The sequence below is a fragment of the Pseudomonas sp. AL03 genome (assembly GCF_029960815.1).
Lineage (GTDB): Bacteria > Pseudomonadota > Gammaproteobacteria > Pseudomonadales > Pseudomonadaceae > Aquipseudomonas.
Window position 1 is genome coordinate 1 of sequence record NZ_JASBRE010000004.1, and the last position, 22,445, is coordinate 22,445.

The 22,445-nt window shown below is 58.5% G+C and carries 19 protein-coding genes and 2 pseudogenes; 3 read left to right on the plus strand and 18 right to left on the minus strand.

The features are described 5' to 3' along the window. Positions 1-398: 398 nt before the first annotated feature. The 8 genes and pseudogenes from QK293_RS05485 to QK293_RS05520 all read right to left on the minus strand — a co-directional run. On the minus strand, positions 399-1,289 hold the full coding sequence (locus QK293_RS05485) for an ABC transporter permease subunit (RefSeq protein ID WP_282376093.1): 891 nt from the start codon (positions 1,287-1,289) through the stop codon (positions 399-401). Next, positions 1,286-2,167 carry an ABC transporter permease subunit gene (locus tag QK293_RS05490; RefSeq protein ID WP_282376366.1) on the minus strand — a complete coding sequence of 294 codons (882 nt, stop codon included), beginning with the start codon at positions 2,165-2,167 and terminating at the stop codon, positions 1,286-1,288. Before QK293_RS05490 ends, QK293_RS05485 begins: the two co-directional genes overlap by 4 nt. A gap of 35 nt (positions 2,168-2,202) precedes the next feature. Beyond that, positions 2,203-3,345 (minus strand): polyamine ABC transporter ATP-binding protein, encoded by a 1,143-nt coding sequence (potA, locus tag QK293_RS05495; RefSeq protein ID WP_282376095.1) that lies wholly within the window; start codon positions 3,343-3,345, stop codon positions 2,203-2,205. Between the two features lie 70 nt (positions 3,346-3,415). Next, the gene (locus QK293_RS05500; protein ID WP_282376097.1) at positions 3,416-4,513 is read right to left on the minus strand and encodes a polyamine ABC transporter substrate-binding protein; all 1,098 of its coding nucleotides are present in this window, start codon (positions 4,511-4,513) and stop codon (positions 3,416-3,418) included. Between the two features lie 238 nt (positions 4,514-4,751). Then, complete coding sequence (locus QK293_RS05505) at positions 4,752-5,849, minus strand: polyamine ABC transporter substrate-binding protein (protein ID WP_282376368.1); 1,098 nt, start codon at positions 5,847-5,849, stop codon at positions 4,752-4,754. Between the two features lie 197 nt (positions 5,850-6,046). Beyond that, positions 6,047-7,411, minus strand: coding sequence for an aspartate aminotransferase family protein (locus QK293_RS05510; protein WP_282376098.1), 1,365 nt, complete (start codon positions 7,409-7,411; stop codon positions 6,047-6,049). 56 nt (positions 7,412-7,467) lie between these two features. Beyond that, a complete protein-coding gene (locus QK293_RS05515) occupies positions 7,468-8,826 on the minus strand; it encodes a glutamine synthetase family protein (RefSeq protein ID WP_282376099.1) in 1,359 nt (452 codons plus the stop codon). Between the two features lie 100 nt (positions 8,827-8,926). Next, positions 8,927-9,244, minus strand: a pseudogene (locus tag QK293_RS05520) (gamma-glutamyl-gamma-aminobutyrate hydrolase family protein); the annotation flags it as partial. Positions 9,245-9,522: 278 nt separating this feature from the next. On the opposite strand from QK293_RS05520, the gene QK293_RS05525 reads away from it, so the two are divergent. Further along, positions 9,523-10,899: a glutamine synthetase family protein gene (locus tag QK293_RS05525; RefSeq protein ID WP_282376101.1), complete on the plus strand. Its 1,377-nt coding sequence runs from the start codon at positions 9,523-9,525 to the stop codon at positions 10,897-10,899. 127 nt (positions 10,900-11,026) lie between these two features. Further along, complete coding sequence (locus tag QK293_RS05530) at positions 11,027-11,662, plus strand: TetR/AcrR family transcriptional regulator (protein WP_282376102.1); 636 nt, start codon at positions 11,027-11,029, stop codon at positions 11,660-11,662. Positions 11,663-11,705: 43 nt separating this feature from the next. Here the strand turns inward: QK293_RS05530 and QK293_RS05535 are convergent, their stop codons facing one another. The 8 genes from QK293_RS05535 to QK293_RS05570 form a co-directional block, all read right to left on the minus strand. After that, entirely contained in the window at positions 11,706-11,921 is a 216-nt protein-coding gene (locus QK293_RS05535; RefSeq protein WP_007942473.1) for a TOBE domain-containing protein, read from the minus strand. A 31-nt stretch (positions 11,922-11,952) separates the two neighbouring features. After that, on the minus strand, positions 11,953-12,759 hold the full coding sequence (gene ssuB / locus QK293_RS05540) for an aliphatic sulfonates ABC transporter ATP-binding protein (RefSeq protein ID WP_282376103.1): 807 nt from the start codon (positions 12,757-12,759) through the stop codon (positions 11,953-11,955). After that, positions 12,756-13,538: an aliphatic sulfonate ABC transporter permease SsuC gene (gene ssuC / locus QK293_RS05545; RefSeq protein WP_282376104.1), complete on the minus strand. Its 783-nt coding sequence runs from the start codon at positions 13,536-13,538 to the stop codon at positions 12,756-12,758. The genes ssuB and ssuC overlap by 4 nt, the downstream gene beginning before the upstream one ends. An 8-nt stretch (positions 13,539-13,546) precedes the next feature. Continuing rightward, positions 13,547-14,695 carry an FMNH2-dependent alkanesulfonate monooxygenase gene (ssuD, locus tag QK293_RS05550; protein WP_282376105.1) on the minus strand — a complete coding sequence of 383 codons (1,149 nt, stop codon included), beginning with the start codon at positions 14,693-14,695 and terminating at the stop codon, positions 13,547-13,549. Between the two features lie 25 nt (positions 14,696-14,720). Then, positions 14,721-15,701, minus strand: a complete 981-nt coding sequence (locus tag QK293_RS05555) for a sulfonate ABC transporter substrate-binding protein (RefSeq protein WP_282376106.1) — start codon at positions 15,699-15,701, stop codon at positions 14,721-14,723. Between the two features lie 101 nt (positions 15,702-15,802). Further along, a complete protein-coding gene (gene ssuE / locus QK293_RS05560) occupies positions 15,803-16,396 on the minus strand; it encodes an NADPH-dependent FMN reductase (RefSeq protein ID WP_282376107.1) in 594 nt (197 codons plus the stop codon). 236 nt (positions 16,397-16,632) lie between these two features. Continuing rightward, entirely contained in the window at positions 16,633-17,271 is a 639-nt protein-coding gene (locus QK293_RS05565) for a peroxiredoxin (RefSeq protein ID WP_282376108.1), read from the minus strand. Between the two features lie 294 nt (positions 17,272-17,565). After that, complete coding sequence (locus QK293_RS05570; RefSeq protein ID WP_282376109.1) at positions 17,566-18,933, minus strand: OprD family porin; 1,368 nt, start codon at positions 18,931-18,933, stop codon at positions 17,566-17,568. A 366-nt stretch (positions 18,934-19,299) separates the two neighbouring features. Here QK293_RS05570 and QK293_RS05575 point away from each other — a divergent pair. Beyond that, positions 19,300-19,713, plus strand: a pseudogene (locus QK293_RS05575) (hypothetical protein). A 54-nt stretch (positions 19,714-19,767) separates the two neighbouring features. Here the strand turns inward: QK293_RS05575 and argA are convergent. Together argA and argE are read right to left on the minus strand one after the other, a co-directional pair. Next, the gene (gene argA / locus QK293_RS05580; protein WP_282376110.1) at positions 19,768-21,066 is read right to left on the minus strand and encodes an amino-acid N-acetyltransferase; all 1,299 of its coding nucleotides are present in this window, start codon (positions 21,064-21,066) and stop codon (positions 19,768-19,770) included. Positions 21,067-21,201: 135 nt separating this feature from the next. Further along, positions 21,202-22,359, minus strand: coding sequence for an acetylornithine deacetylase (gene argE, locus QK293_RS05585; protein ID WP_282376111.1), 1,158 nt, complete (start codon positions 22,357-22,359; stop codon positions 21,202-21,204). Positions 22,360-22,445: the final 86 nt, after the last annotated feature.

The following is a 22,445-nucleotide window of genomic DNA, read 5'->3' on the forward strand; positions in this document are numbered from 1 at the left end:
CGGCGGTTTTTCAAAAGCGGGTAGACAGTGGGGGCGAGTCCATACATAGCAGCTGCCGAGCCCGCGAGGCTGCGTCCGGCTGCGAAGCAGTCGTGAAATCAGGCACTGCGGTCTTTCAGGTGAATCGCATGCGCAGGGTTTACGACTGCTCCGCAGCCGAACGCAGCCTCGCGGGCTCGGCAGCTGCTACAGGGCGTGCGTGCAACCCGGATTATCCGGTTTAACCCTAGCCAATCCTCGCGCAACAAGCGAGTTGGCGCGATGTGCCTGCTTATTGGCAGGGATTGCAGCCATGGATCGATTGTCCGGTTTCGGGTGAATGGCCGTGGGTTTCCTGAAGCACACATAAAAAAAACCTCACTGCCTTTCAGGGAGTGAGGTTTTTTGTACGACCGGTTTTAAGCCGCTTCCGGCGCCGGGGCGCGACGCACGTCCGGTTGTTTCCAGGAGTCGGCAGCACCTTCTTCGATCGCCTGCTGAATCGCACGTTTGCGACTTTCTTCAGCACGGCGGCTGAAGAACCAGACCAGGAACGTCATAAACGACACCGCCAGCAGAATCAGACTGGCCACGGCGTTGATCTCGGGTTTCACGCCCAGACGCACCGCCGAGAACACTTCCATTGGCAGAGTCGTCGACCCCGGACCGGACACGAAGCTCGCCAATACCAGGTCATCCAGCGACAGGGCAAATGACATCATGCCGCCGGCCCCCAACGATGGCGCGATCATCGGGATGGTGATCAGGAAGAACACCTTCCATGGCCGCGCACCGAGGTCCATGGCCGCTTCTTCGATGGACAGGTCCAGCTCACGCAAGCGCGCCGACACCACCACCGCCACATACGCCGCACAGAACGTGGTGTGGGCGATCCAGATGGTGATGATGCCCCGCTCCTGTGGCCAACCGATCATCTGCGCCATGGCCACGAACAGCAGCAACAGCGACAGACCGGTGATCACCTCGGGCATCACCAGCGGCGCGGTGACCAGGCCACCGAACAGCGTGCGTCCCTTGAAGTGGGTGATACGGGTCAGCACGAACGCCGCCAACGTACCCAGCGCCACCGCCGCCACCGCCGTGTAGCAGGCGATTTCCAGCGAGCGCACCACCGAGCCCATCAGTTGGGTGTTGTCCATCAAACCGACGTACCACTTGATCGACCAGCCACCCCAAACCGTCACCAGTTTGGAGGCGTTGAACGAGTAGATCACCAGGATCAGCATCGGCGCGTAGATGAACAGCAAACCCGCTACCAGCATGAAACTTGAGAAACGGAAGCGCTTCATTCCTTGCCCTCCATTTCTTTGGCCTGACTACGGTTGAACAGGATGATTGGCACAATCAGGATCAGCAACATAACCACTGCCAGGGCAGACGCCACCGGCCAGTCGCGGTTGTTGAAGAATTCTTGCCAGAGCACTTTACCGATCATCAGGGTTTCCGGACCGCCGAGCAGTTCCGGGATCACGAACTCACCCACCACCGGGATGAACACCAGCATGCAACCGGCAACAATGCCGTTCTTGGACAGCGGAATGGTGATCTTCCAGAAGCTGTTAAAAGTGCTCGAACCCAGGTCCGATGCGGCTTCCAACAGGCTGTTGTCGTGCTTCACCAGGTTGGCGTAGAGCGGCAGGATCATGAACGGCAGGTACGAATAAACCACGCCGATGTAAACAGCGAGGTTGGTGTTGAGGATCTGCAGCGGTTCGTCGATCCAGCCCATGGTCATCAAGAAACCGTTGAGCAGGCCGTTGTTGCTGAGGATGCCCATCCACGCGTAAACGCGGATCAGGATCGCGGTCCAGGTCGGCATCATGATCAGCAGCACCAGCACCGTTTGCATCTCTTTGCGGGCGCTGGCGATGGCATAGGCCATCGGGTAACCGATTGCGAGACAAAGGATGGTGCTGATCAGCGCCATCTTCAGCGAGCCGAGGTAAGCGGCAATGTACAGTTCGTCGCCGGCCAGCATCGCGTAGTTGCCGAGGTTAAGCAGCAACTGTAGTTTCTGTTCGGCGAAGGTATAGATCTCGGTGTACGGCGGAATGGCCACGTCGGCTTCGGCGAAGCTGATCTTCAAGACGATGAAGAACGGCAACATGAAGAACAGGAACAGCCAGATGAACGGAACCCCGATGACCAGCTGACGGCCACCGGGAATTATTCGATTGAGGCGACGTTTGAATTTGCGCATGTTCATGAGCGAAGTACCACGCCGCTGTCGTCTTCCCAATACACGTAAACCTGATCACCCCAGGTAGGGCGCTGACCGCGGCGCTCGGCGTTGGCGACGAAAGACTGGACGATCTTGCCGCTCGGCAGTTCGACGTAGAACACCGAGTGCCCGCCGAGGTAGGCGATGTCGTGCACCTTGCCGCTGGACCAGTTGTATTCGCAGGTCGGCATGGTCGGCGTCACCAGCAGTTTTTCCGGACGGATCGCGTAAGTCACGGATTTGTCCTGCACCGACGTGCTGATACCGTGGCCCACGTAAATCTGGCGGTCCAGGTCCTTGCAGGTGATGGTCGCGTGGCCTTCGGCGTCGTCGATCACTTCACCGTCGAAGATGTTGACGTTGCCGATGAACTCGCAGACCAGGCGGCTGGTCGGGGTTTCGTAAATGTCGATCGGGCTGCCGATCTGGGCGATCCAGCCCAGGTGCATGATCGCGATGCGCTCGGCCATGGTCATGGCTTCTTCCTGGTCGTGGGTCACCATGACGCAGGTTACGCCGACCCGCTCGATGATCTCGACAAGCTCAAGCTGCATTTGCGAGCGCAGCTTCTTGTCCAGAGCACCCATCGGTTCGTCGAGCAGCAACAGCTTCGGTCGCTTGGCCAGCGAACGCGCCAGGGCCACACGCTGTCGCTGACCACCGGACAACTGATGCGGCTTGCGCTTGGCGTACTGGCTCATCTGCACCAGTTTGAGCATGTCGGCTACGCGAGCATCGATTTCCGCGCCGGAAAGCTTGTCCTGCTTGAGGCCGAAGGCGATGTTCTGCGCCACGGTCATGTGCGGGAACAAGGCGTAGGACTGGAACATCATGTTGATCGGCCGCTCGTACGGCGGCATGTCGGTGATGTCTACGCCATCGAGGAAAATGCGCCCCTCCGTGGGCCGTTCGAAGCCCGCGAGCATGCGCAGCAACGTGGATTTGCCCGATCCCGAACCGCCGAGCAGGGCGAAAATCTCACCTTTCTTGATTTCCAGGGACACATCGTCCACGGCAATCGTCTCGTCGAACTTCTTCGTGACCCGGTCGATTTTGACCAACACCTGCTTAGGTGACTGGTCGCCCTCGAGGGCTTTCTTATAGGCGCCGGAGGCAACTGCCATTTACGAAACTCCCAACAAAATTTGCAGTTCGCCCGAGGCGAGCGAACCTTGGATAGCTTGAGCCTTGCAGCTATTTACCCGACTTGACCTTGGTCCAGCTGCGGGTCATCAAACGCTGAATGTTTGGTGGTAACTCGATAGACACGTAAGTCTTGTCGAGGACTGCTTGCGGTGGATAAACCGATTCGTCGGTGCGAATGGACTGCTCCATCAATTTGTCCGACCCTGGGTTAGGGTTGGCGTAACCCACGTAATCACTGACCTGGGCGATCACCTCAGGTTTGAGCATATAGTTGATGAAGGCGTGGGCTTCCTTGACGTTGGCCGCATCCTTGGGGATCGCCAGCATGTCGAACCAGAGCGCGCCGCCCTCCTTCGGAATCGAGTAGGCGATGTTCATGCCTTTGCCGGCTTCAGCCGCGCGGGCCTTGGCCTGGAACATGTCGCCGGAAAAACCGATCGCCACGCAGATATCGCCGTTGGCCAAGTCCGCGATGTATTTGGAAGAGTGGAAGTAGGTCACGTAAGGCCGCACCGACAGCAACTTGGCTTCGGCCTTTTTGTAGTCTTCGGGGTTGGTGCTGTTGGCGTTCAGGCCCATGTAGTTGAGGACCGTGGGCATCATTTCATCGGCGGAGTCGAGGAACGCCACGCCACAGCTGTGCAGCTTCTTGATGTTCTTCGGCTCGAACACCACGTCCCAGGAATCGATCTTGTCCAGGCCAAGTACTGCCTTCACTTTGTCGACGTTGTAACCGATGCCGTTAGTGCCCCACAAATACGGCACGGCGTACTGGTTACCCGGATCGTTTTGCTCCAGGCGCTTGAGCAGCACCGGGTCGAGGTTGGAATAGTGGGTCAACTTGGACTTGTCGAGCTTCTGGAAAGCGCCCGCCTTGATCTGCTTGCCCAGGAAGTGGTTGGACGGCACGACCACGTCATAACCGGTACGCCCGGCCAGCAACTTGCCTTCCAGGGTTTCGTTGGAATCGAAGACGTCATACACCGGCTTGATGCCGGTCTCTTTCTGGAAGTCAGCCAGGGTGGTCGAACCGATGTAATCCGACCAGTTATAAATATGCACAGTGCCAGCTGCCTGGACACTAACGGCAAGCGTCAGTCCGGCGCCGACCAGCAGTGCATGGCGCAACAAAGAAAAAATAGGCACGTGGAGGTCCCCTAAAATGAGTTGGGCCCAGTTGCCCCGCGTTACATGACAGCCATGGCTGCCTGGCAACAAAACCGGCGCGCAACTTACCCTCGAAAAACCGTTCCAGCAAAACTTTTATGCAGAGCCCTGTAGCAGCTGCCGAAAGCTGCGTTCAACTGCGAAGCCGTTGTGCTGTCGAAAAGCGGAGGTCCTTCGGACCTCAACGCAGCCTTCGGCAGCTGCTACAGGGTTTTACTTATTTACCGGATTTGATCTTGGTCCAACTGCGAGTCATGATCCGCTGGGTCGCGGCCGGCAAGTCGGCAATCGCGTACAGCTTGGCCAGCACGTCCGCTGGCGGGTAGATGCCTGGGTCGGCGGTGATGTCTTTATCAACCAATGCGGTGGCGGCCGCGTTACCGTTCGGGAAGCGTACGGCGTTGGTGATTTCAGCCATGATTTCCGGCTTCTGCAGGAAGGTCATGAACTTGTAGGCGCCTTCGACGTTTTCGGCATCTTTAGGGATAGCGACCATGTCGTAGAAACTGCCCGCCCCTTCTTTCGGAATGTTGTAGCTGACTTTCACCTTGTCACCAGCCTCAGCCGCGCGGGACTTGGCCTGGTAGATGTCACCCGAATAACCCACAGCGACACAGATGTTGCCGTTGGCCAGGTCAGAGATGTACTTGGACGAGTGGAAGTAGCCCACCGAAGGACGAATCTTCAGGAACAGTGCTTCGGCTTCGGCCAGTTGTTTTTTGTCCTGGCTGTCGGTTGGATAGCCCAGGTAGTGCAACGCCACCGGAATCATCTCGGTGGGCGAATCGAGGAAACTGATACCGCACGACTTCAACTTGGCGGCGTTTTCAGGTTTGAAGATCAGGTCCCAGGAATTGGTAGGCGCATCGGCACCCAGTGCAGCCTTGACCTTCTCGGCGTTGAAGCCAATACCGATCGAACCCCACATGTACGGGAACGCGTGTTCGTTGCCCGGGTCGCTCACGGAGACTGCTTTAAGCAGGTCAGTGTTCAGATTCTTCCAGTTAGGCAGCTTGGACTTGTCCAGCTTCTGGTAAACACCCGCCTTGATTTGCTTGGCCAGAAAGTTGTTCGACGGTACGACGATGTCGTAGCCGGACTTGCCTGCCAGCAACTTGGCTTCCAGGGTTTCGTTACTGTCGAATACGTCGTAAACAACCTTGATCCCCGACTCGGCTTCGAACTTCTTGACGGTATCCGGCGCAATGTAATCGGACCAGTTGTACACGTGAAGAACCTTATCGTCCGCCTGAACTGCGCCCGCCATCACGCCCATCAGGGACATGGCGAGGAGGGTCTTGCCAGCTATCTTCATACCTAATGCCTTCATGGGTAATGCTCCAATTTTTCTTATTAACCACGTTCTTGTTAACCAAGAGCCAGCGGCCTATTCCTGGGCAACTAAAACAACCGGTAGTCTGGCAAGATCCAAGGCAGGCTTTCAAGGAAAGACCCATCCTTTGTTTGCGCTGAGCGAAATGCAAACTTCACACCCCGCTCAGAGCCTAGCACTTAGCCCTGCAATGCACTCAGGGTCAGGTCCAGACACTTGCGTGCCTTGGTCACCAACTCATCGATTTCTGCCAGTGTAATCACCAGTGGCGGAGCGATGATCATGGTGTCGCCGACGGCGCGCATGATCAGGCCGTTTTCGAAGCAGAACGTGCGGCAAATCATGCCGACGCCCTTGCCTTCGTAACGCTTGCGAGTGGCCTTGTCCTGCACCAGTTCGATCGCCCCCAGCAGCCCCACCCCGCGGACTTCCCCCACCAACGGGTGATCGTTCAGTTCCCGTAGACGCTTTTGCAAATAGGGTGCCGTTTCTGCATGAACGCGCTCGATAATTTTTTCTTCGCGCAGGATGCGGATGTTTTCCAGTGCCACCGCAGCGGCGACAGGGTGCCCGGAATAGGTGAAACCGTGGTTGAAATCGCCCCCTTCGTTGAGCACCTCAACCACTTCATCACGCACGATCAGGCCACCCATAGGGATGTAGCCGGACGTCAGGCCTTTGGCGATGGTCATCATGTCGGGTTTGAGGTCGTAGAAGTCGGAACCGAACCACTCACCGGTACGGCCGAAACCACAGATCACTTCGTCCGCCACGAACAAGATGTCGTACTTGGCGAGGATTTCCTTGATGCGCGGCCAGTAGGTGTCTGGCGGAATGATCACGCCGCCGGCACCCTGGATTGGCTCGGCGATAAAGGCACCGACGTTGTCCACGCCGACTTCCAGAATCTTCTCTTCCAGCTGATTGGCCGCCCAGACACCGAATTCTTCCGGCGTCATGTCGCCGCCTTCAGCGAACCAGTACGGCTGGGCGATGTGGACGATGCCCGGAATCGGCAAATCGCCCTGCTCGTGCATGTACTTCATGCCACCCAGGCTCGCGCCGGCCACGGTGGAGCCGTGATAGCCGTTCTTGCGGCTGATAATGACTTTCTTTTTCGGTTGGCCCTTGATCGCCCAGTAGTGACGAACCATACGCAGCATGGTGTCGTTGCCTTCGGAACCGGAACCGGTGAAGAACACGTGGTTCATGCCTTGCGGCGCGATGTCGGCGATGGCCTTGGCCAATTCCAGCACTGGCGGGTGAGCCGTCTGGAAGAACAGATTGTAGTAAGGCAGTTCGCGCATTTGTTTGCTGGCGGCATCGGCCAGTTCATCGCGACCGTAGCCGATCGCCACGCACCACAGGCCGGCCATGCCGTCGAGGATCTTGTTGCCTTCGCTGTCCCAGAGGTAAACACCCTTGGCGCTGGTGATGATCCGCGGGCCTTTCTCTTTCAGCTGTTTGAAGTCGCTGAACGGGGCCAAGTGGTGATCGTTGCTCAGGGTTTGCCATTCACGGGTTTGCGGGTTGTTGCTGGTCATGCGAATTCTCCTTGGAATCGGTTAAAGCGCCGCCAAAAGCAGCGGCGCCCGGCGCATCAGACGGCGAAAAGCAGGAATTCCCGCTCCCACGAACTGATCACGCGCTTGAAGTTTTCATGCTCGGCCCGCTTGACCGCGACGTAGCCAGTGATGAATTTCTTGCCCAGGTATTTCTCGATAGTCGCGCTGTGTTCCATGCGTTCCAGCGCGTCTTCGATGGTCAGCGGCAGGCGCAAGTTGCGGCGTTCATAGCCACGCCCCACCACCGGCGCACTCGGATTCAAGCCTTCGACCATGCCGATGTAACCGCAGAGCAGGCTCGCGGCAATCGCCAGGTACGGGTTGGCGTCGGCGCCCGGCAGGCGATTTTCCACCCGACGGTTTTGCGGCCCGGCATCCGGAACCCGCAGCCCCACGGTGCGGTTCTCCTCGCCCCACTCCACGTTCACCGGTGCCGAGGTGTCCGGCAGGAAGCGGCGGAACGAGTTGACGTTAGGCGCAAACAGCGGCACCAGCTCGGGGATCAGTTTCTGCAAACCACCGATGTGGTTCAGGAACAACTGACTCATGCTCCCGTCTTCATTGGAGAACACGTTCTTGCCGGTTTCGATGTCGATAATGCTCTGGTGCAAGTGCATCGCACTGCCCGGCTCGCCGGTCATGGGCTTGGCCATGAACGTCGCCGCCACGTTGTGCTTGAGCGCAGCTTCGCGCATGGTGCGTTTGAACACTAGGATCTGGTCGGCCAGGGACAGGGCATCACCGTGACGGAAGTTGATTTCCATCTGCGCCGTGCCGTCCTCGTGGATCAGCGTGTCGAGGTCCAGCTCCTGCAATTCGCACCAGTCGTAGACGTCTTCGAACAACGGATCGAATTCGTTCGCCGCTTCAATCGAGAAGGACTGGCGACCGGTTTCCGGGCGACCTGAGCGGCCAACCGGCGGTTGCAACGGGAAGTCCGGGTCCTCGCAGCGCTTGGTCAGGTAGAACTCCATTTCTGGCGCTACGATCGGCTGCCAGCCCCTGTCGGAATAGAGTTTCAGAACCTTTTTCAGCACGTTGCGCGGCGACAGCTCGATCGGGTTGCCTTGCTTATCGTAGGTGTCGTGAATCACCTGGGCAGTGGGCTCGATAGCCCAGGGCACCAGGAACACCGCGTTCTGGTCGGGACGGCAGATCATGTCGATGTCGGCCGGGTCGAGCAGTTCGTAATAGATGTCGTCTTCGACATAGTCGCCGGTCACTGTCTGCAACAGAACGCTCTCGGGCAGGCGCATGCCTTTTTCGGCAATGAACTTGTTGGTCGGCGAAATCTTGCCCCGGGTGATCCCGGTCAAGTCGGCGATCATGCATTCGACTTCTGTGATCTTGTGGTCTTTAAACCAATCGGTGAGCTGGTCGAGGTTGTTACTCATAAATGCCTCTTAGGCTTGGTTTCCTGACTCTTATAAGTCAGGCGTTGTTTGACGCATCGGCGTCGCGTGATACAGATTGCCACGGCAATTGCCGCGCACAAATACCCGCCAGGGCAGTGGCGCGGGTCAACGAGAGCATAGTGGTACGTGCAGAATCATGAGCAGGACCTGACGCATTGGCTGGGCCGCTACAGTGAAACGGTTCTATATTGGAAGGAGAGCGAGTAAAGAGAATGCAATCCAGGCCGTCCAGAATATCAGACGGGGCCAGCAGAACCGCCGGGGAAGGAAGAGTCAACGGCACGCCTTGGGAAATGAAGGCCCCAGCGTGAACGCAACGATCGCCACTGATGTGGTAAGCATGCAGACCGATCTGCTTAGAGCAGATGGTGACGCCGATTAACGGCAGGCGAGACATGAAGCACCCCGGTATTATTGGTGTTATGGGTTTGAATCGAGCTTAGCCTTGTTCATTTTTTTACACAACACCCCCGTAAAAAATACAACACGGCCCGATCAAACCTGCGGACGCTAAAGCGCTCTAAGGCATAAAAACGCCCCAATGTGCCTCAAAAATGCCCAATGGGCGCTTTTTTAGGGCAAAAAAGGCCTCGCTTGACTTCGGCATGCCGTTCGGGTTGACTGAAACCCGAAGAGATCAATGATTGATATTTTTAACAACAAAGGTGTTGCATCATGTCGGTACCCCCGCGTGCCGTTCAGCTTAACGAAGCGAACGCGTTCCTTAAGGAACATCCTGAGGTTCTGTACGTTGACCTTCTGATTGCGGATATGAATGGTGTGGTGCGCGGCAAGCGCATTGAACGCACCAGTCTCCACAAGGTTTACGAGAAAGGCATCAACCTGCCGGCCTCTCTATTTGCTCTGGATATCAATGGCTCGACGGTCGAAAGCACCGGTCTGGGCCTGGACATCGGCGATGCTGACCGAATCTGCTATCCGATCCCTGACACCCTCTGCAATGAGCCTTGGCAGAAGCGCCCTACCGCGCAACTGTTGATGACCATGCACGAACTGGAAGGCCAGCCGTTCTTTGCCGACCCGCGAGAAGTGCTGGCCAATGTCGTGCGCAAGTTCGACGAGATGGGCCTGACCATTTGCGCCGCCTTCGAACTGGAGTTCTACCTGATCGACCAGGAGAACGTGAACGGTCGTCCGCAACCGCCACGCTCGCCAGTGTCCGGCAAACGCCCGCACTCGACACAGGTCTACCTGATCGACGACCTCGACGAATACGTCGACTGCCTCCAGGACATTCTGGAAGGGGCGAAAGAGCAAGGCATCCCTGCCGACGCGATCGTCAAGGAAAGTGCCCCGGCGCAGTTCGAAGTGAACCTGCACCACGTGGCCGACCCGATCAAGGCCTGCGACTACGCGGTTCTGCTCAAGCGTCTGATCAAAAACATCGCCTACGACCATGAGATGGATACCACCTTCATGGCCAAGCCTTACCCGGGCCAGGCGGGTAACGGTCTGCACGTCCACATCTCGATTCTTGATAAAGACGGCAAAAACATTTTTGCCAGTGAGGATCCCGAGCAGAACGCCGCACTGCGTCACGCGATCGGCGGTGTGCTCGAGACCCTACCGGCGCAGATGGCTTTCCTCTGCCCGAACGTCAACTCCTACCGTCGTTTCGGCGCACAGTTCTACGTGCCGAATGCACCGTGCTGGGGTCTGGACAACCGTACTGTTGCGGTGCGCGTGCCGACCGGTTCCGCCGACGCGGTCCGTCTGGAACACCGCGTTGCCGGTGCCGATGCCAACCCGTACCTGCTGATGGCTTCGGTCCTGGCAGGCGTGCACCACGGTCTGACCAACAAGATCGAGCCAGGCGCACCCGTGGAAGGCAACTCCTACGAGCAGAACGAGCAAAGCCTGCCGAACAACCTGCGCGATGCATTGCGCGAGCTGGACGACAGCGAAGTCATGGCCAAGTACATCGATCCGAAATACATCGATATCTTCGTCGCGTGTAAAGAGAGCGAGCTGGAGGAGTTCGAACACTCCATCTCCGACCTCGAGTACAACTGGTACCTGCATACCGTTTAAGCGATTGCAGTAAAAACAACGCCGCAGGCCTCACAGCTTGCGGCGTTTTTTTATGGTCAATCACCCAACCTTTATGGATCATCCCCAAGCTCTGCGTACAATGCCCGCTGCCCAGCAGGAGACTTCGATGACCCGACTCGCCACCCCACGCAAACCCCGCGCACGCAGCCAGGCCCGGATCGATTCGATACTCGACGCCGCCCGCACGCTGCTGGCTGCCGAGGGCGTGGCCAGCCTGTCGATCTACAGCGTCGCCGAACGCGCGGAGATCCCGCCCTCCTCCGTCTACCACTTCTTTGCCAGCGTCCCGGCGCTGCTCGAAGCCCTGACGGCTGACGTCCACGCGGCGTTCCGTGCCTGCCTGCAAGCGCCCATCGACCACGACGCCCTGAACGGCTGGCGCGATCTGTCGCGACTGGTGGAACAACGCATGCTCGACATCTACGACGAAGACGCCGCCGCCCGCCAACTGATCCTCGCGCAGCACGGACTGACCGAAGTCACCCAGGCCGACCGCCAGCACGACATCGAACTCGGTGACCTGATGCACAAGCTATTCGATCATCATTTCGAACTGCCGAAATTGCCGACCGACGTCGATGTGTTTGCCCTCGCCATGGAACTCGGCGACCGCGTCTATGCGCGCTCGGTGCAACAACACGGACAGATCACCCCGCGCATGGCCGAAGAAGGCATGCGGGTATTCGACGCCTATCTGGGCCTGTATTTGCCGCCCTACCTGCCGAAGCGCCCCGCGCTCTGATCGTTCCCACGCTTTGGTGGGAACAATCAGAGCTCGCACGCGCTTACAACTTGGCGATCGACACCTCGGTGGATTTCACAAACGCAATCACTTCGCTGCCGACCACCAGTTCCAGCTCTTTCACCGAGCGCGTGGTGATCACCGAGGTGACGATGCCGGAAGCGGTCTGTACATCGATTTCCGACAGCACGTCACCGAGTACGATTTCCTTGATGGCGCCTTTGAACTGGTTGCGAACGTTGATGGCTTTGATCGTCATGAGGTTGATTCCTGTCGTTGGATAAGGCTGGTTATTGAGCCCAACGCAATTGCGTGGGCAATGGTGAAACAGGTTCCGGCACCGGCGGTTCGCCGGGCAATGCCAGCACGCGATTGAGGACTTCGGTTTCCAGCGTCGCCAGCCGATGGGAGCCACGAACCCGAGGGCGCGGCAGTTCCACGTGCAGGTCGAGACCGACTTCACCCTCCTCGATCAGGATCACCCGATCGGCAATCGCCACCGCTTCACTGACGTCGTGGGTGACCAGCAACACGGTGAAACCGTGCTTCTGCCAGAGCCGCTCGATCAACTGCTGCATTTCAATTCGGGTCAGCGCATCCAGCGCGCCCAGCGGTTCGTCCAGCAACAGCAAACGCGGTTGATGGATCAGCGCGCGGGCCAGGGCCACACGTTGCTTTTGCCCGCCGGACAAGGCGGCCGGCCATTCATTGGCGCGGTCTGCGAGACCTACCGATTCCAAGGCTTCCAACGCTTGTGGCCACCAGTTGCCCTTGAGCCCGAGGCCGACGTTGTCGATGACCTTTTTCCATGGCAGCAAACGCGCTTCCTGGAACATCAGTCGGGTGTCTTCCCGCGCCTCACTCAGCGGCGCGGAACCGGCCAGCAATTCACCGCCCGTGGGTTTGTCGAGGCCGGCGAGCAAGCGCAGCAAGGTACTTTTGCCGCAACCGCTACGACCGACCACGGCGACAAACTGGCCCGCCGGGATGTGCAGATCGATCTCACGCAGCACCTGCCGCGAGCCGAAGGTTTTTTGCAGTTTGCGCACTACCAGCGGAGTGCCGCGCAGCAGGCGTGGAGGTTGTTGAGCCGTCATGCCGCACCTCCCTTGGTCACCTGATAGGCCGGGTGCCAGCGCAACCACACGCGTTCAAGTCCACAGGCCGCGAGATCGGCGAGTTTGCCGAGCACGGCGTACAAGAGAATCGCCAGCACCACCACGTCGGTCTGCAAGAACTCCCGGGCATTCATCGCCAGGTAGCCAATGCCGGAGCTCGCAGAAATGGTTTCCGCCACGATCAGGGTCAACCACATGAAACCGAGGGCGAAGCGCACACCGACCAGAATCGAAGGCAGCGCGCCCGGCAGGACCACCTGACGGAACAGGCTGAAACCGGACAAGCCATAACTGCGGGACATTTCCACCAGCGCCGGATCGACGTTGCGGATGCCGTGATAGGTATTGAGATAGATCGGGAACAACGTGCCCAATGCCACCAGGAAAATCTTCGCCGACTCATCGATGCCGAACCACAGAATCACCAACGGAATCAGCGCCAGGTGCGGCACGTTACGGATCATCTGCACCGAACTGTCGAGCAGGCGCTCGCCCCATTTCGACAAGCCGGTGATGAAGCCCAGCGTCAGACCGATGCTGCCGCCGATGGCAAAGCCCAGCGCTGCGCGCCAACCGCTGATCGCCAGGTGCGTCCAGATTTCACCGCTGCGCACCAGGCTGACGCCGGCTTCGATGACCGTAATCGGCGCCGGCAGAATCCGTGTCGACAACCAGCCCGCCGACACCGACAACTGCCACACCGCCAGCAGCAACACTGGCAACGCCCAAGGCGCGAAACTGTGGATGATTTTCTTCATAGCGCGCCTCAGCTCTGCGACGCGGCTTTGGGGAGGATGTCGTTGGCAACCATCTCACCAAACGGGCTGACGTAAGCGGCGCCATTTGGCAGCTCTGGACGCTCGATGTCCAGGTGCGGGAACAGCAACTCAGCAACGCGGTAAGACTCTTCCAGGTGTGGATAACCGGAGAAGATGAACGTGTCGATGCCCAAGTCCGCGTACTCCTTCACGCGGGCGGCCACGGTTGGACCGTCGCCCACCAGCGCCGTGCCAGCACCGCCGCGCACCAGGCCGACACCGGCCCACAGGTTGGGGCTGACTTCCAGATTGTCGCGGCTGCCACCGTGTAATGCGGCCATGCGTTGCTGACCGACCGAGTCGAAGCGCGCCAAAGAGGCCTGGGCACGCGCGATGGTTTCGTCATCCAGATGAGAGATCAGCCGATCCGCCGCTTGCCAGGCTTCGGCATTGGTTTCGCGAACGATCACGTGCAAACGAATGCCGAAGCGCACCGTGCGACCGAGCTTCGCGGCTTTGGCGCGCACTTGTTCAATTTTCTCGGCAACGGCTGCGGGTGGTTCGCCCCAGGTCAGGACCATCTCGACCTGCTCTGCCGCGAGGTCTTGCGCCGCGTCCGAAGAACCACCGAAATACAGTGGCGGGCGCGGTTGCTGGATCGGCGGGTAGAGCAACTTCGCCCCCTTCACGCTGATGTGCTGACCGTCGTAATCGACGGTTTCGCCTTCCAGCACGCGGCGCCAGATGCGGGTGAATTCCACCGAGGCTTGATAGCGTTCTTCGTGACTCAGGAACAAACCGTCGCCGGCCAATTCTTCCGGATCACCACCGGTGACCAAATTGAACAACGCACGACCGCCGGACAGGCGATCCAGCGTCGCGGCCTGACGCGCTGCCACCGTCGGGGAAATGATCCCGGGGCGCAGCGCGACGAGGAATTTCAAACGCTGGGTCACCGGGATCAGCGACGCCGCTACCAGCCACGAGTCTTCGCACGAGCGACCGGTAGGAATCAGCACCCCGCCGAAGCCCAGGCGATCCGCCGCTTGCGCGACTTGTTGCAGATAACCGTGGTCGACGGCGCGAGCGCCTTCGGCGGTGCCAAGGTAATGACCGTCGCCGTGGGTAGGCAGGAACCAGAAGATATTGAGGCTCATGGAGTGGTCTCCTTAGGGAATCGAATTATTGAGCTTTGGCAACGGCCGCCGGTGGCGTCCAGATCACGTCTTTGATACTCAGGGGCTTTGGAATCAGCTTGAGCTGGTAGAAGCTGTCGGCGATTTTCTGTTGCGCGGCGACCACTTCAGGCGTGAGGAACAGTGCGCCGTAGCCCTGGCGTTTCATCGACGTCAGGGTGATGTCCGCCGGCAGGCCGATAAGTGGCGAGACCTGTTTGGTCACGTCTTCGGGGTTGGCTTTGGTCCATTCGCCGACCGCGCGCACTTCTTCCACGAGGGTCTTGATCACCTCAGGATTTTTCTGCGCATAAGGCTTGGTCGCGAGATAGAACTGATGGTTGTCGACGATGCCTAGGCCATCACGCAAGGTGCGTGCTTGCAGTTGCTGTTCGGCGGCAGCCTGGTACGGGTCCCAGATCACCCAGGCATCGACGCTGCCACGCTCGAACGCGGTGCGGGCATCGGCCGGCGGCAGGAATACGGTCTGGATGTCGGTGTATTTGAGGCCGGCGTCTTCCAGTGCGCGGACCAGCAAGTAGTGAACGTTGGAGCCTTTGTTCAGGACGACTTTCTTGCCCTTGAGGTCCTGCACCGATTTGATCGGCGAGTCCTTCGGCACCAGGATCGCTTCGCTGTGAGGCGCAGGCGGTTCGTAGGCGACGTAGAGCAGATCGGCGCCGGCGGCTTGAGCGAATACGGGTGGCGTTTCACCGGTAACGCCAAAGTCGATGGAGCCGACGTTGAGGCCTTCGAGCAGTTGCGGGCCGCCGGGGAATTCAGTCCATTGCACGTCCACGCCTCGGGCGGCGAGGCGTTTTTCCAAAGTGCCTTTGGCTTTGAGCAGCACCAAGGTGCCGTACTTTTGATAACCGATCCGAAGCACGCCTTCCTGGGTAGAACGTGCTTGAGCTTGAGTAATGGCGCCGAAGGTTACAGCCGCAGCAAACAGAGCGACCAGACCACGACGCAAAATGACAGTGCGCATGGCGCTCTCCTTTTTGCAGTTGGGTTTTGGCTGCACCTGCTTGCCCGTTAGCGGGCGAGTAAGGCCAGTACATCAATTTCAGGTGTGGCTTAAGTGCTGGCTTAAATGCTCCAGCGAGCACTCAACAAACGTTCATTCAACAGGTTCGGATCGATCGGCTTGGGCCGTCGGGCCATGGCGCTGAAAAACAGCTCCAGCGATTCATTCAGTCGTTGTTCCAGCTCGGGTACCAACTGCGCCTGGGCGCTGCCTTCGCCGTAAGCGATCTGGCTGTCCACGGCGAAAATCCCGTGGAGCATTTCCTGGGCTTTCAACGCCGACAGCACCGGCTTGAGCGCGTAATCCACCGCCAGCATGTGGGCGATGCTGCCACCGGTGGCCATTGGCAAAACCACCTTGTGGGCCAGGGCGCGCTCGGGCAGCAGGTCCAGCACGGTTTTCAATGCGCCGGAGAACGACGCCTTGTACACCGGTGTAGCGATCAGCAGGCCATCGGCGTTTTCAATTTGCTGCAGCAGGTCGATGACCTTCGGGCTGTCGAAGCGTGCATGCAGCAAGTCTTCAGCCGGGAAGTCCCGCACCTGGTAACTCACCACTTCCACACCTTGCGCTTGCAACCAGCGTTGGGAGCGCTCCAGCAGCACCCCGGAACGGGAGCGTTGGCTGGGACTGCCACCGAGTGAGACGACCAGCATTCAGGCGATTCCTTGAACGGTGTTTGGCGATTCGCGGCTTGCGATCTCGCTGTGATGGAGTGACCTTAACAGGTGATTGTTATATCCATAAATCATATTTATTCATTTGGTTATTCTTTACTGATCTATACGGAATATCTTTCCCAGGCAAAAAAATAGGCCGTAAAAACGGCCTGAAATCCCCTGCTTTGTGGTGATCGTTCCCACGCAGAGCGTGGGAACGAGAGTTAGCTGAGTTACCTGTTCGGCTGTGGCGTCAGACGCAGGTACGGCTTCACCGCGCGATAGCCCTTGGGAAAACGTTTCTGGATTTCGTCTTCATCCTTGAGCGAAGGCACGATCACCACTTCATCACCGTCCTGCCAGTTGGCCGGCGTGGCCACCTTGTAGTTGTCGGTGAGTTGCAGCGAGTCGATCACCCGCAGAATTTCATGGAAGTTACGGCCGGTGCTCGCCGGGTAGGTGATGGTCAGCCGAACCTTTTTGTTCGGGTCGATCACGAACAGCGAGCGCACGGTCAGGGTGTCGTTGGCGTTCGGGTGGATCAGGTCGTAAAGGTCCGACACCTTGCGGTCGGCGTCGGCGAGGATCGGGAAATTGACGAGGGTGTTCTGGGTTTCGTTGATGTCCTCGATCCACCTGTGGTGCGAGTCCACCGGGTCCACGGAAAGAGCAATGGCTTTCACACCGCGCTGGGCAAATTCGTCCTTGAGCTTGGCAGTGAAGCCCAACTCGGTGGTGCACACCGGGGTAAAGTCCGCCGGGTGGGAAAACAGCACGCCCCAGCTATCGCCCAGCCATTCGTGGAAACGGAGAGTACCGGCGCTGGAATCCTGTTCGAAGTCGGGGGCGATATCGCCCAGTCTGAGGCTCATGGTGCTGCTCCTGGTGAGTGCTTGTTGAGGTCAACTGTGCCTGCATTTCTTATTCATTAAAAAGAATAAATATCGATTTGTTTAGATCGTAAATGAATATTAAAAATGTGTTCATTGGTCCTTGGCGACGATCAGGACGACCATCGCCCACAAGGTTCGAGAAGGCCTTGAGTTACTGCACAAAGAGGGGAATTTCGAGGAGGGTTTACGGGGGTGAGCCTGACTTGAAAACGCAAAAGCCCCGCCCGGCGTGATGCCGGGCGGGGCTTTTTTTCAGCGGTTACGCGAGCGCTATTACAACAGCGGGATCGAGTAGCTGACGATCAGGCGGTTTTCGTCCTGATCACGCACGCCCACCATGTCGGTGCGCCACATAGCGTTTCTCCAAGCAATGCCAAGGTTTTTCAGCGGGCCTTCCTGAATGACGTAAGCAACAGAGATGTCACGTTCCCACTCGGATTGACCGGTAGTCTTGGCGCGAGCAGCCGTGTTGGCCACGGTATCGATGTCGCTACCCTTCAGGTAGACAACACCGGCGGTCAAACCAGGAACGCCCACCTTGGCGAAGTCGTAAGCGTAACGAGCTTGCCAGGTACGCTCGCCGGCACGGGCGAATTTCTGGATCTGCATGTCGGTAGTCAGATAAGCCGACGAACCGTCACCCTGATTCAGCCAAGGGAAGTCGCTGCTGCCGTTGCTGACCTGATAGCCGCCTCCGAAGGTGTGACCGGCAACCGAGTACAGGAACAAGCCGCTATACAGGTTGTTGTCGACCTTGCCACGACCGGCGCGGAAACCGTCGTAATTACCCGATGTGTAGTAAGCGGTATCGTGACCGTTGGCACCGTCATCGGAGCTGTTGAAGTAACGCAGGTCAGACTTCAAAACGCCCGGACCGATCGACCAGTTATGGGTCAGACCGAGGAAGTGTTGTTTGTAGAAATCTTCCAGGTTGCCGTAGTAGTACTGGGCAGTCAGGTCTTTGGTGATTTTGTAGTCACCGCCACCGTAATAGAATTTGTTGCTGTCGCGACCAGCCGCAGTGCGACCGTTGGCACCAGCGATCGACAACTCTTCGTTGTTGCTGGAGTTACGGCCCTTGGCGTGCTCGATCTGACCACCGACCAGTGTAAGGTCCTTGATCTCGCCCGAAGTGATCTGACCGCCCTGGAAGGTTTGTGGCAGCAGACGACCGTCGTTGGTCACGATCACCGGCAGTTTTGGCTGCAAGGTACCCAGCTTCAGTTCAGTCTGGGAGATCTTGGCTTTGGCAGTCAGGCCCAGGCTGGAGAAATTATCAACCGCTTCGCCGTTGGACTTGCTCGGGAACACAGTGCCGCCATAAGCGTTACCAGGGGTGCCATTAGCGTTAACGTTGCCATTAGTGCCGCCGCCCGAATCCAGACGTACACCCAGCAGGCCGATAGCATCAATACCGAAGCCAACGGTGCCTTGGGTGTAACCGGAGATGAAACGCAGATCGAAGCCTTGGCCCCATTCTTCGTTTCTACTTGGATCGGCAGCACCGCTACGGTTATCGGTGTTGATGTAGAAGTTACGCAGCCCCAATGTAGCCTTGCTGTCTTCGATGAAACCGGCGGCGCCTGCCTGCTGCGCCAAAACCCCTACGGCCACAGCCAGGGCCAAGGTGGACTTGTTCATTTGTTTCGCTCCTATCGTTTCTAATTCTTGTGTTCCTGGTCCTGGGTCGAGTGCCCCGAATCCTAAGATGCGCGATTAGCGCCAGACCGTGACTGACAAGTCAATCGTAACTATGTGTGTCTACGACCAAGGTCTAACCGCAGTTATTTGGTCCCTGCAAGGGTAATGGCTTCTTAATAAAGCCAAAAAGAATTATTTCATTCTTTTTCATAACATTATGGAATATAGCCCCGCACTAGGCTTCTGAGCCGGACACAACGTATCGGCACATAAGCTAATTCCTAAATGGTATTTTTTAGCCTTTTTTTAGATCGATTAGCTTTGACGCATTCCCCAAACGTCAATCCCTATCGAAAAGGCGACGCCATGATGGCCAAACGCGCACTATCTAGTCGATTTGTTACAGTTTGTGTATCGCTCGCATTTTCTTTTACCGCCCATGCAGCGAACCTCACCGTCGGATATCAAACCGGTATCGACCCCAGCAAAGTCCCCTAGGCAGATGCACTGTACGAGAAAACCATCGGCCAGAAAAATGACTGGCGTCGTTTCAATAGCGGCCCGGAAGTGGTTACAGCCATTGCTTTCGGCGACGTGCAGATCGGCAACCGCGGCTCAGCCTTCCCGGATGCCAAGGCTCAACAGACCACCGCGCTGCTGGACAGCGGCACGGCGAAGGCCATTGGCGAAACGGCGAAGTTCTTGAAGGAACAAGGGAAGGTCGAGACGGTGCTGCCGGATTATTCGCCGTATGTCAGCGTGAGGTCCGTCACTGAATAACAGGCTGAACACCTGTGGCGAGGGGGCTTGTCGGACCGCCGCATCGCCACAGAGTTACAAGGTCTTTTCGAAGATCTTCGAATTACGCTGATAGTTGTATAGCGATGCCCGCGCCGACGGCAGGCGTTCAACGCTGCTCGGCACGAAACCACGCTCGCGAAACCAGTGAGCGGTCCGCGTAGTCAGTACGAACAGGGTTTTCAACCCTTGCGCCCGGGCGCGGGTTTCGATGCGCTCCAGCAGCTCATCACCCCGACCGCCATGGCGGTAGTCCGGGTTCACGGCCAGACACGCCAACTCCCCCGCATCCGAATCAGCAATCTGATACAGCGCCGCACAGGCGATGATCATGCCTTCGCGTTCGACCACACTGAACTGTTCGATCTCACGCTCCAGCACCTCACGGGAACGCCGCACCAGAATGCCCTGCTCTTCCAGCGGGCTGATCAAATCCAGCAAGCCGCCGACGTCTTCGATGGCCGCTTCGCGCACAATCTCGAATTGCTCCTGGGCCACCAGCGTACCGCCACCGTCACGGGTGAACAGTTCGGTCAGCAGCGCGCCGTCTTCGGCGTAGCTGACGATATGACTGCGCGCCACACCACCGCGGCAGGCCTCAGCGGCCGCATCCAACAGCTCAGCCTGATAGTTGCTGCCCAGGCGCTGCAGATGCGCCGGCACTTGTTGCGGACGCAACTCACGAACCAGGCGACCGTTTTCATCGATCAGCCCCAGGTCGGCGCCGAACAACAGCAGCTTGTCCGCCCCCAGATCGATGGCCGCGCGAGTGGCGACGTCTTCGCAGGCGAGGTTGAAAATCTCACCAGTCGGCGAGTAACCCAGTGGCGACAGCAGCACGATGGAGCGTTCATCCAGCAGACGATTGATGCCCTTGCGGTCGACCCGACGCACTTCGCCGGTGTGGTGATAGTCGACGCCTTCGAGCACGCCGATCGGCCGCGCCGTCACCAGGTTGCCGCCGGCCACCCGCAGACGCGAGCCCTGCATCGGCGATGAAGCCATGTCCATGGACAGTCGCGCTTCGATGGCGATACGTAACTGGCCGACCGCATCGATCACGCACTCAAGGGTCGCGGCATCGGTGATGCGCATCCCATGGTGGTAATGCGGGGTCAGGCCGCGCGCAGTGAGGCGGGTTTCAATTTGCGGACGGGAACCGTGAACCAGCACCAGTCGCACGCCCAGGCTGTGCAACAGCACCAGGTCATGGACGATATTGCCGAAGTTCGGGTGCTCCACGCCGTCGCCGGGCAGCATGACGACGAAGGTGCAATCACGGTGGGCGTTGATGTAAGGCGAAGCATGACGAAGCCAATTAACGTAGTCGGGCATGAACCTGGGCCTGTAATAAATAGCAGCCAAAAAATGGGCGAAACTGAAAACGCACAGCGGGCTGATGGTTATCGTCGGAACAGGCTTGGCGACACGCGCGCTCTCCTCATGAATACGGGTTGGGATGCTGGCAATTTATCCGGCTTGGGCCGGCGTCAGGCAGTAATGTTCAATCAGTTGTCGTAATAGATGCACGGTAGGCTGCAAACGTGACATTTCGAGGTATTCACCCGGTTGGTGCGCACAGGCGATATCGCCAGGGCCGAGCACCAGTGTTTCGCAGCCAAGACGCTGAAGATAAGGCGCTTCGGTGCCGAACGCCACTGCTTCGGCGCGATGGCCGGTGAGCTTTTCCGCGACCCGGACCAATTCGGCGTCCTCGGCTTGCTCGAACGGCGGCACTTCGGGGAACAGCGGCGCGTAATCGATCTTCACCTGATGCGACTCGGCAATGGGCTTGAGCTTCTGCAGAATCTCCGCGCGCAGGGCATTGGGGTCCATGCCCGGCAACGGACGCAGATCGAACTCCAGCGAACACTGGCCACAAATGCGGTTGGGGTTATCGCCACCATGGATGCAGCCGAAATTCAGGGTCGGCGTCGGTACACCGAACTGCGGATTACGAAATTTGCGCTGCCACAGCAGGCGCAAACCGCGCAGTTCACCGATGGCGTCGTGCATGGCTTCGAGGGCGCTATGGCCGAGGCGCGGGTCCGAGGAATGGCCGCTCTGACCGAGGATGTCGATGCGCTCCATCATAATGCCTTTGTGCATGCGGATCGGCTTTAGCCCGGTCGGCTCGCCGATGACAGCGGCACGGCCCAGTGGCCTCCCGGCTTCGGCCAGTGCGCGAGCGCCAGACATCGAGCTTTCTTCATCGCAAGTAGCGAGGATCAGCAGCGGTTGTTTGAACGGTTGGTCGAGCAGAGGAATGACGGCTTCGATGGCCAGGGCGAAAAAACCCTTCATGTCGCAACTGCCCAGCCCGATCCAGCGGCCATCGACTTCGGTCAGCTTCAGCGGATCGGTCTGCCACAGCGCGCCATCGAACGGCACGGTGTCACTGTGACCGGCCAGCACCAGGCCTCCGGGGCCAGAACCGAAACTGGCCAGCAGGTTGAATTTGCCGGGGCTGACCTGCTGGATGTCGCAGGTAAAACCCAGATCGCCGAGCCACGTCGCCAGCAGATCAATCACCGGGCGGTTGGATTGATCGAGGCTGGCCTGCGTACAGCTGACGGACGGCGTAGCGATCAGCGCAGCGAACTGATCTTTCATGGACGGCAAAGGCATCGCTGACTCCCAACTCCCGATGTGAAGTCCATCATAGAGCCATCCGGCGACAGGAATAAACCGCCGCGGCGCGTAGGACGAATGAG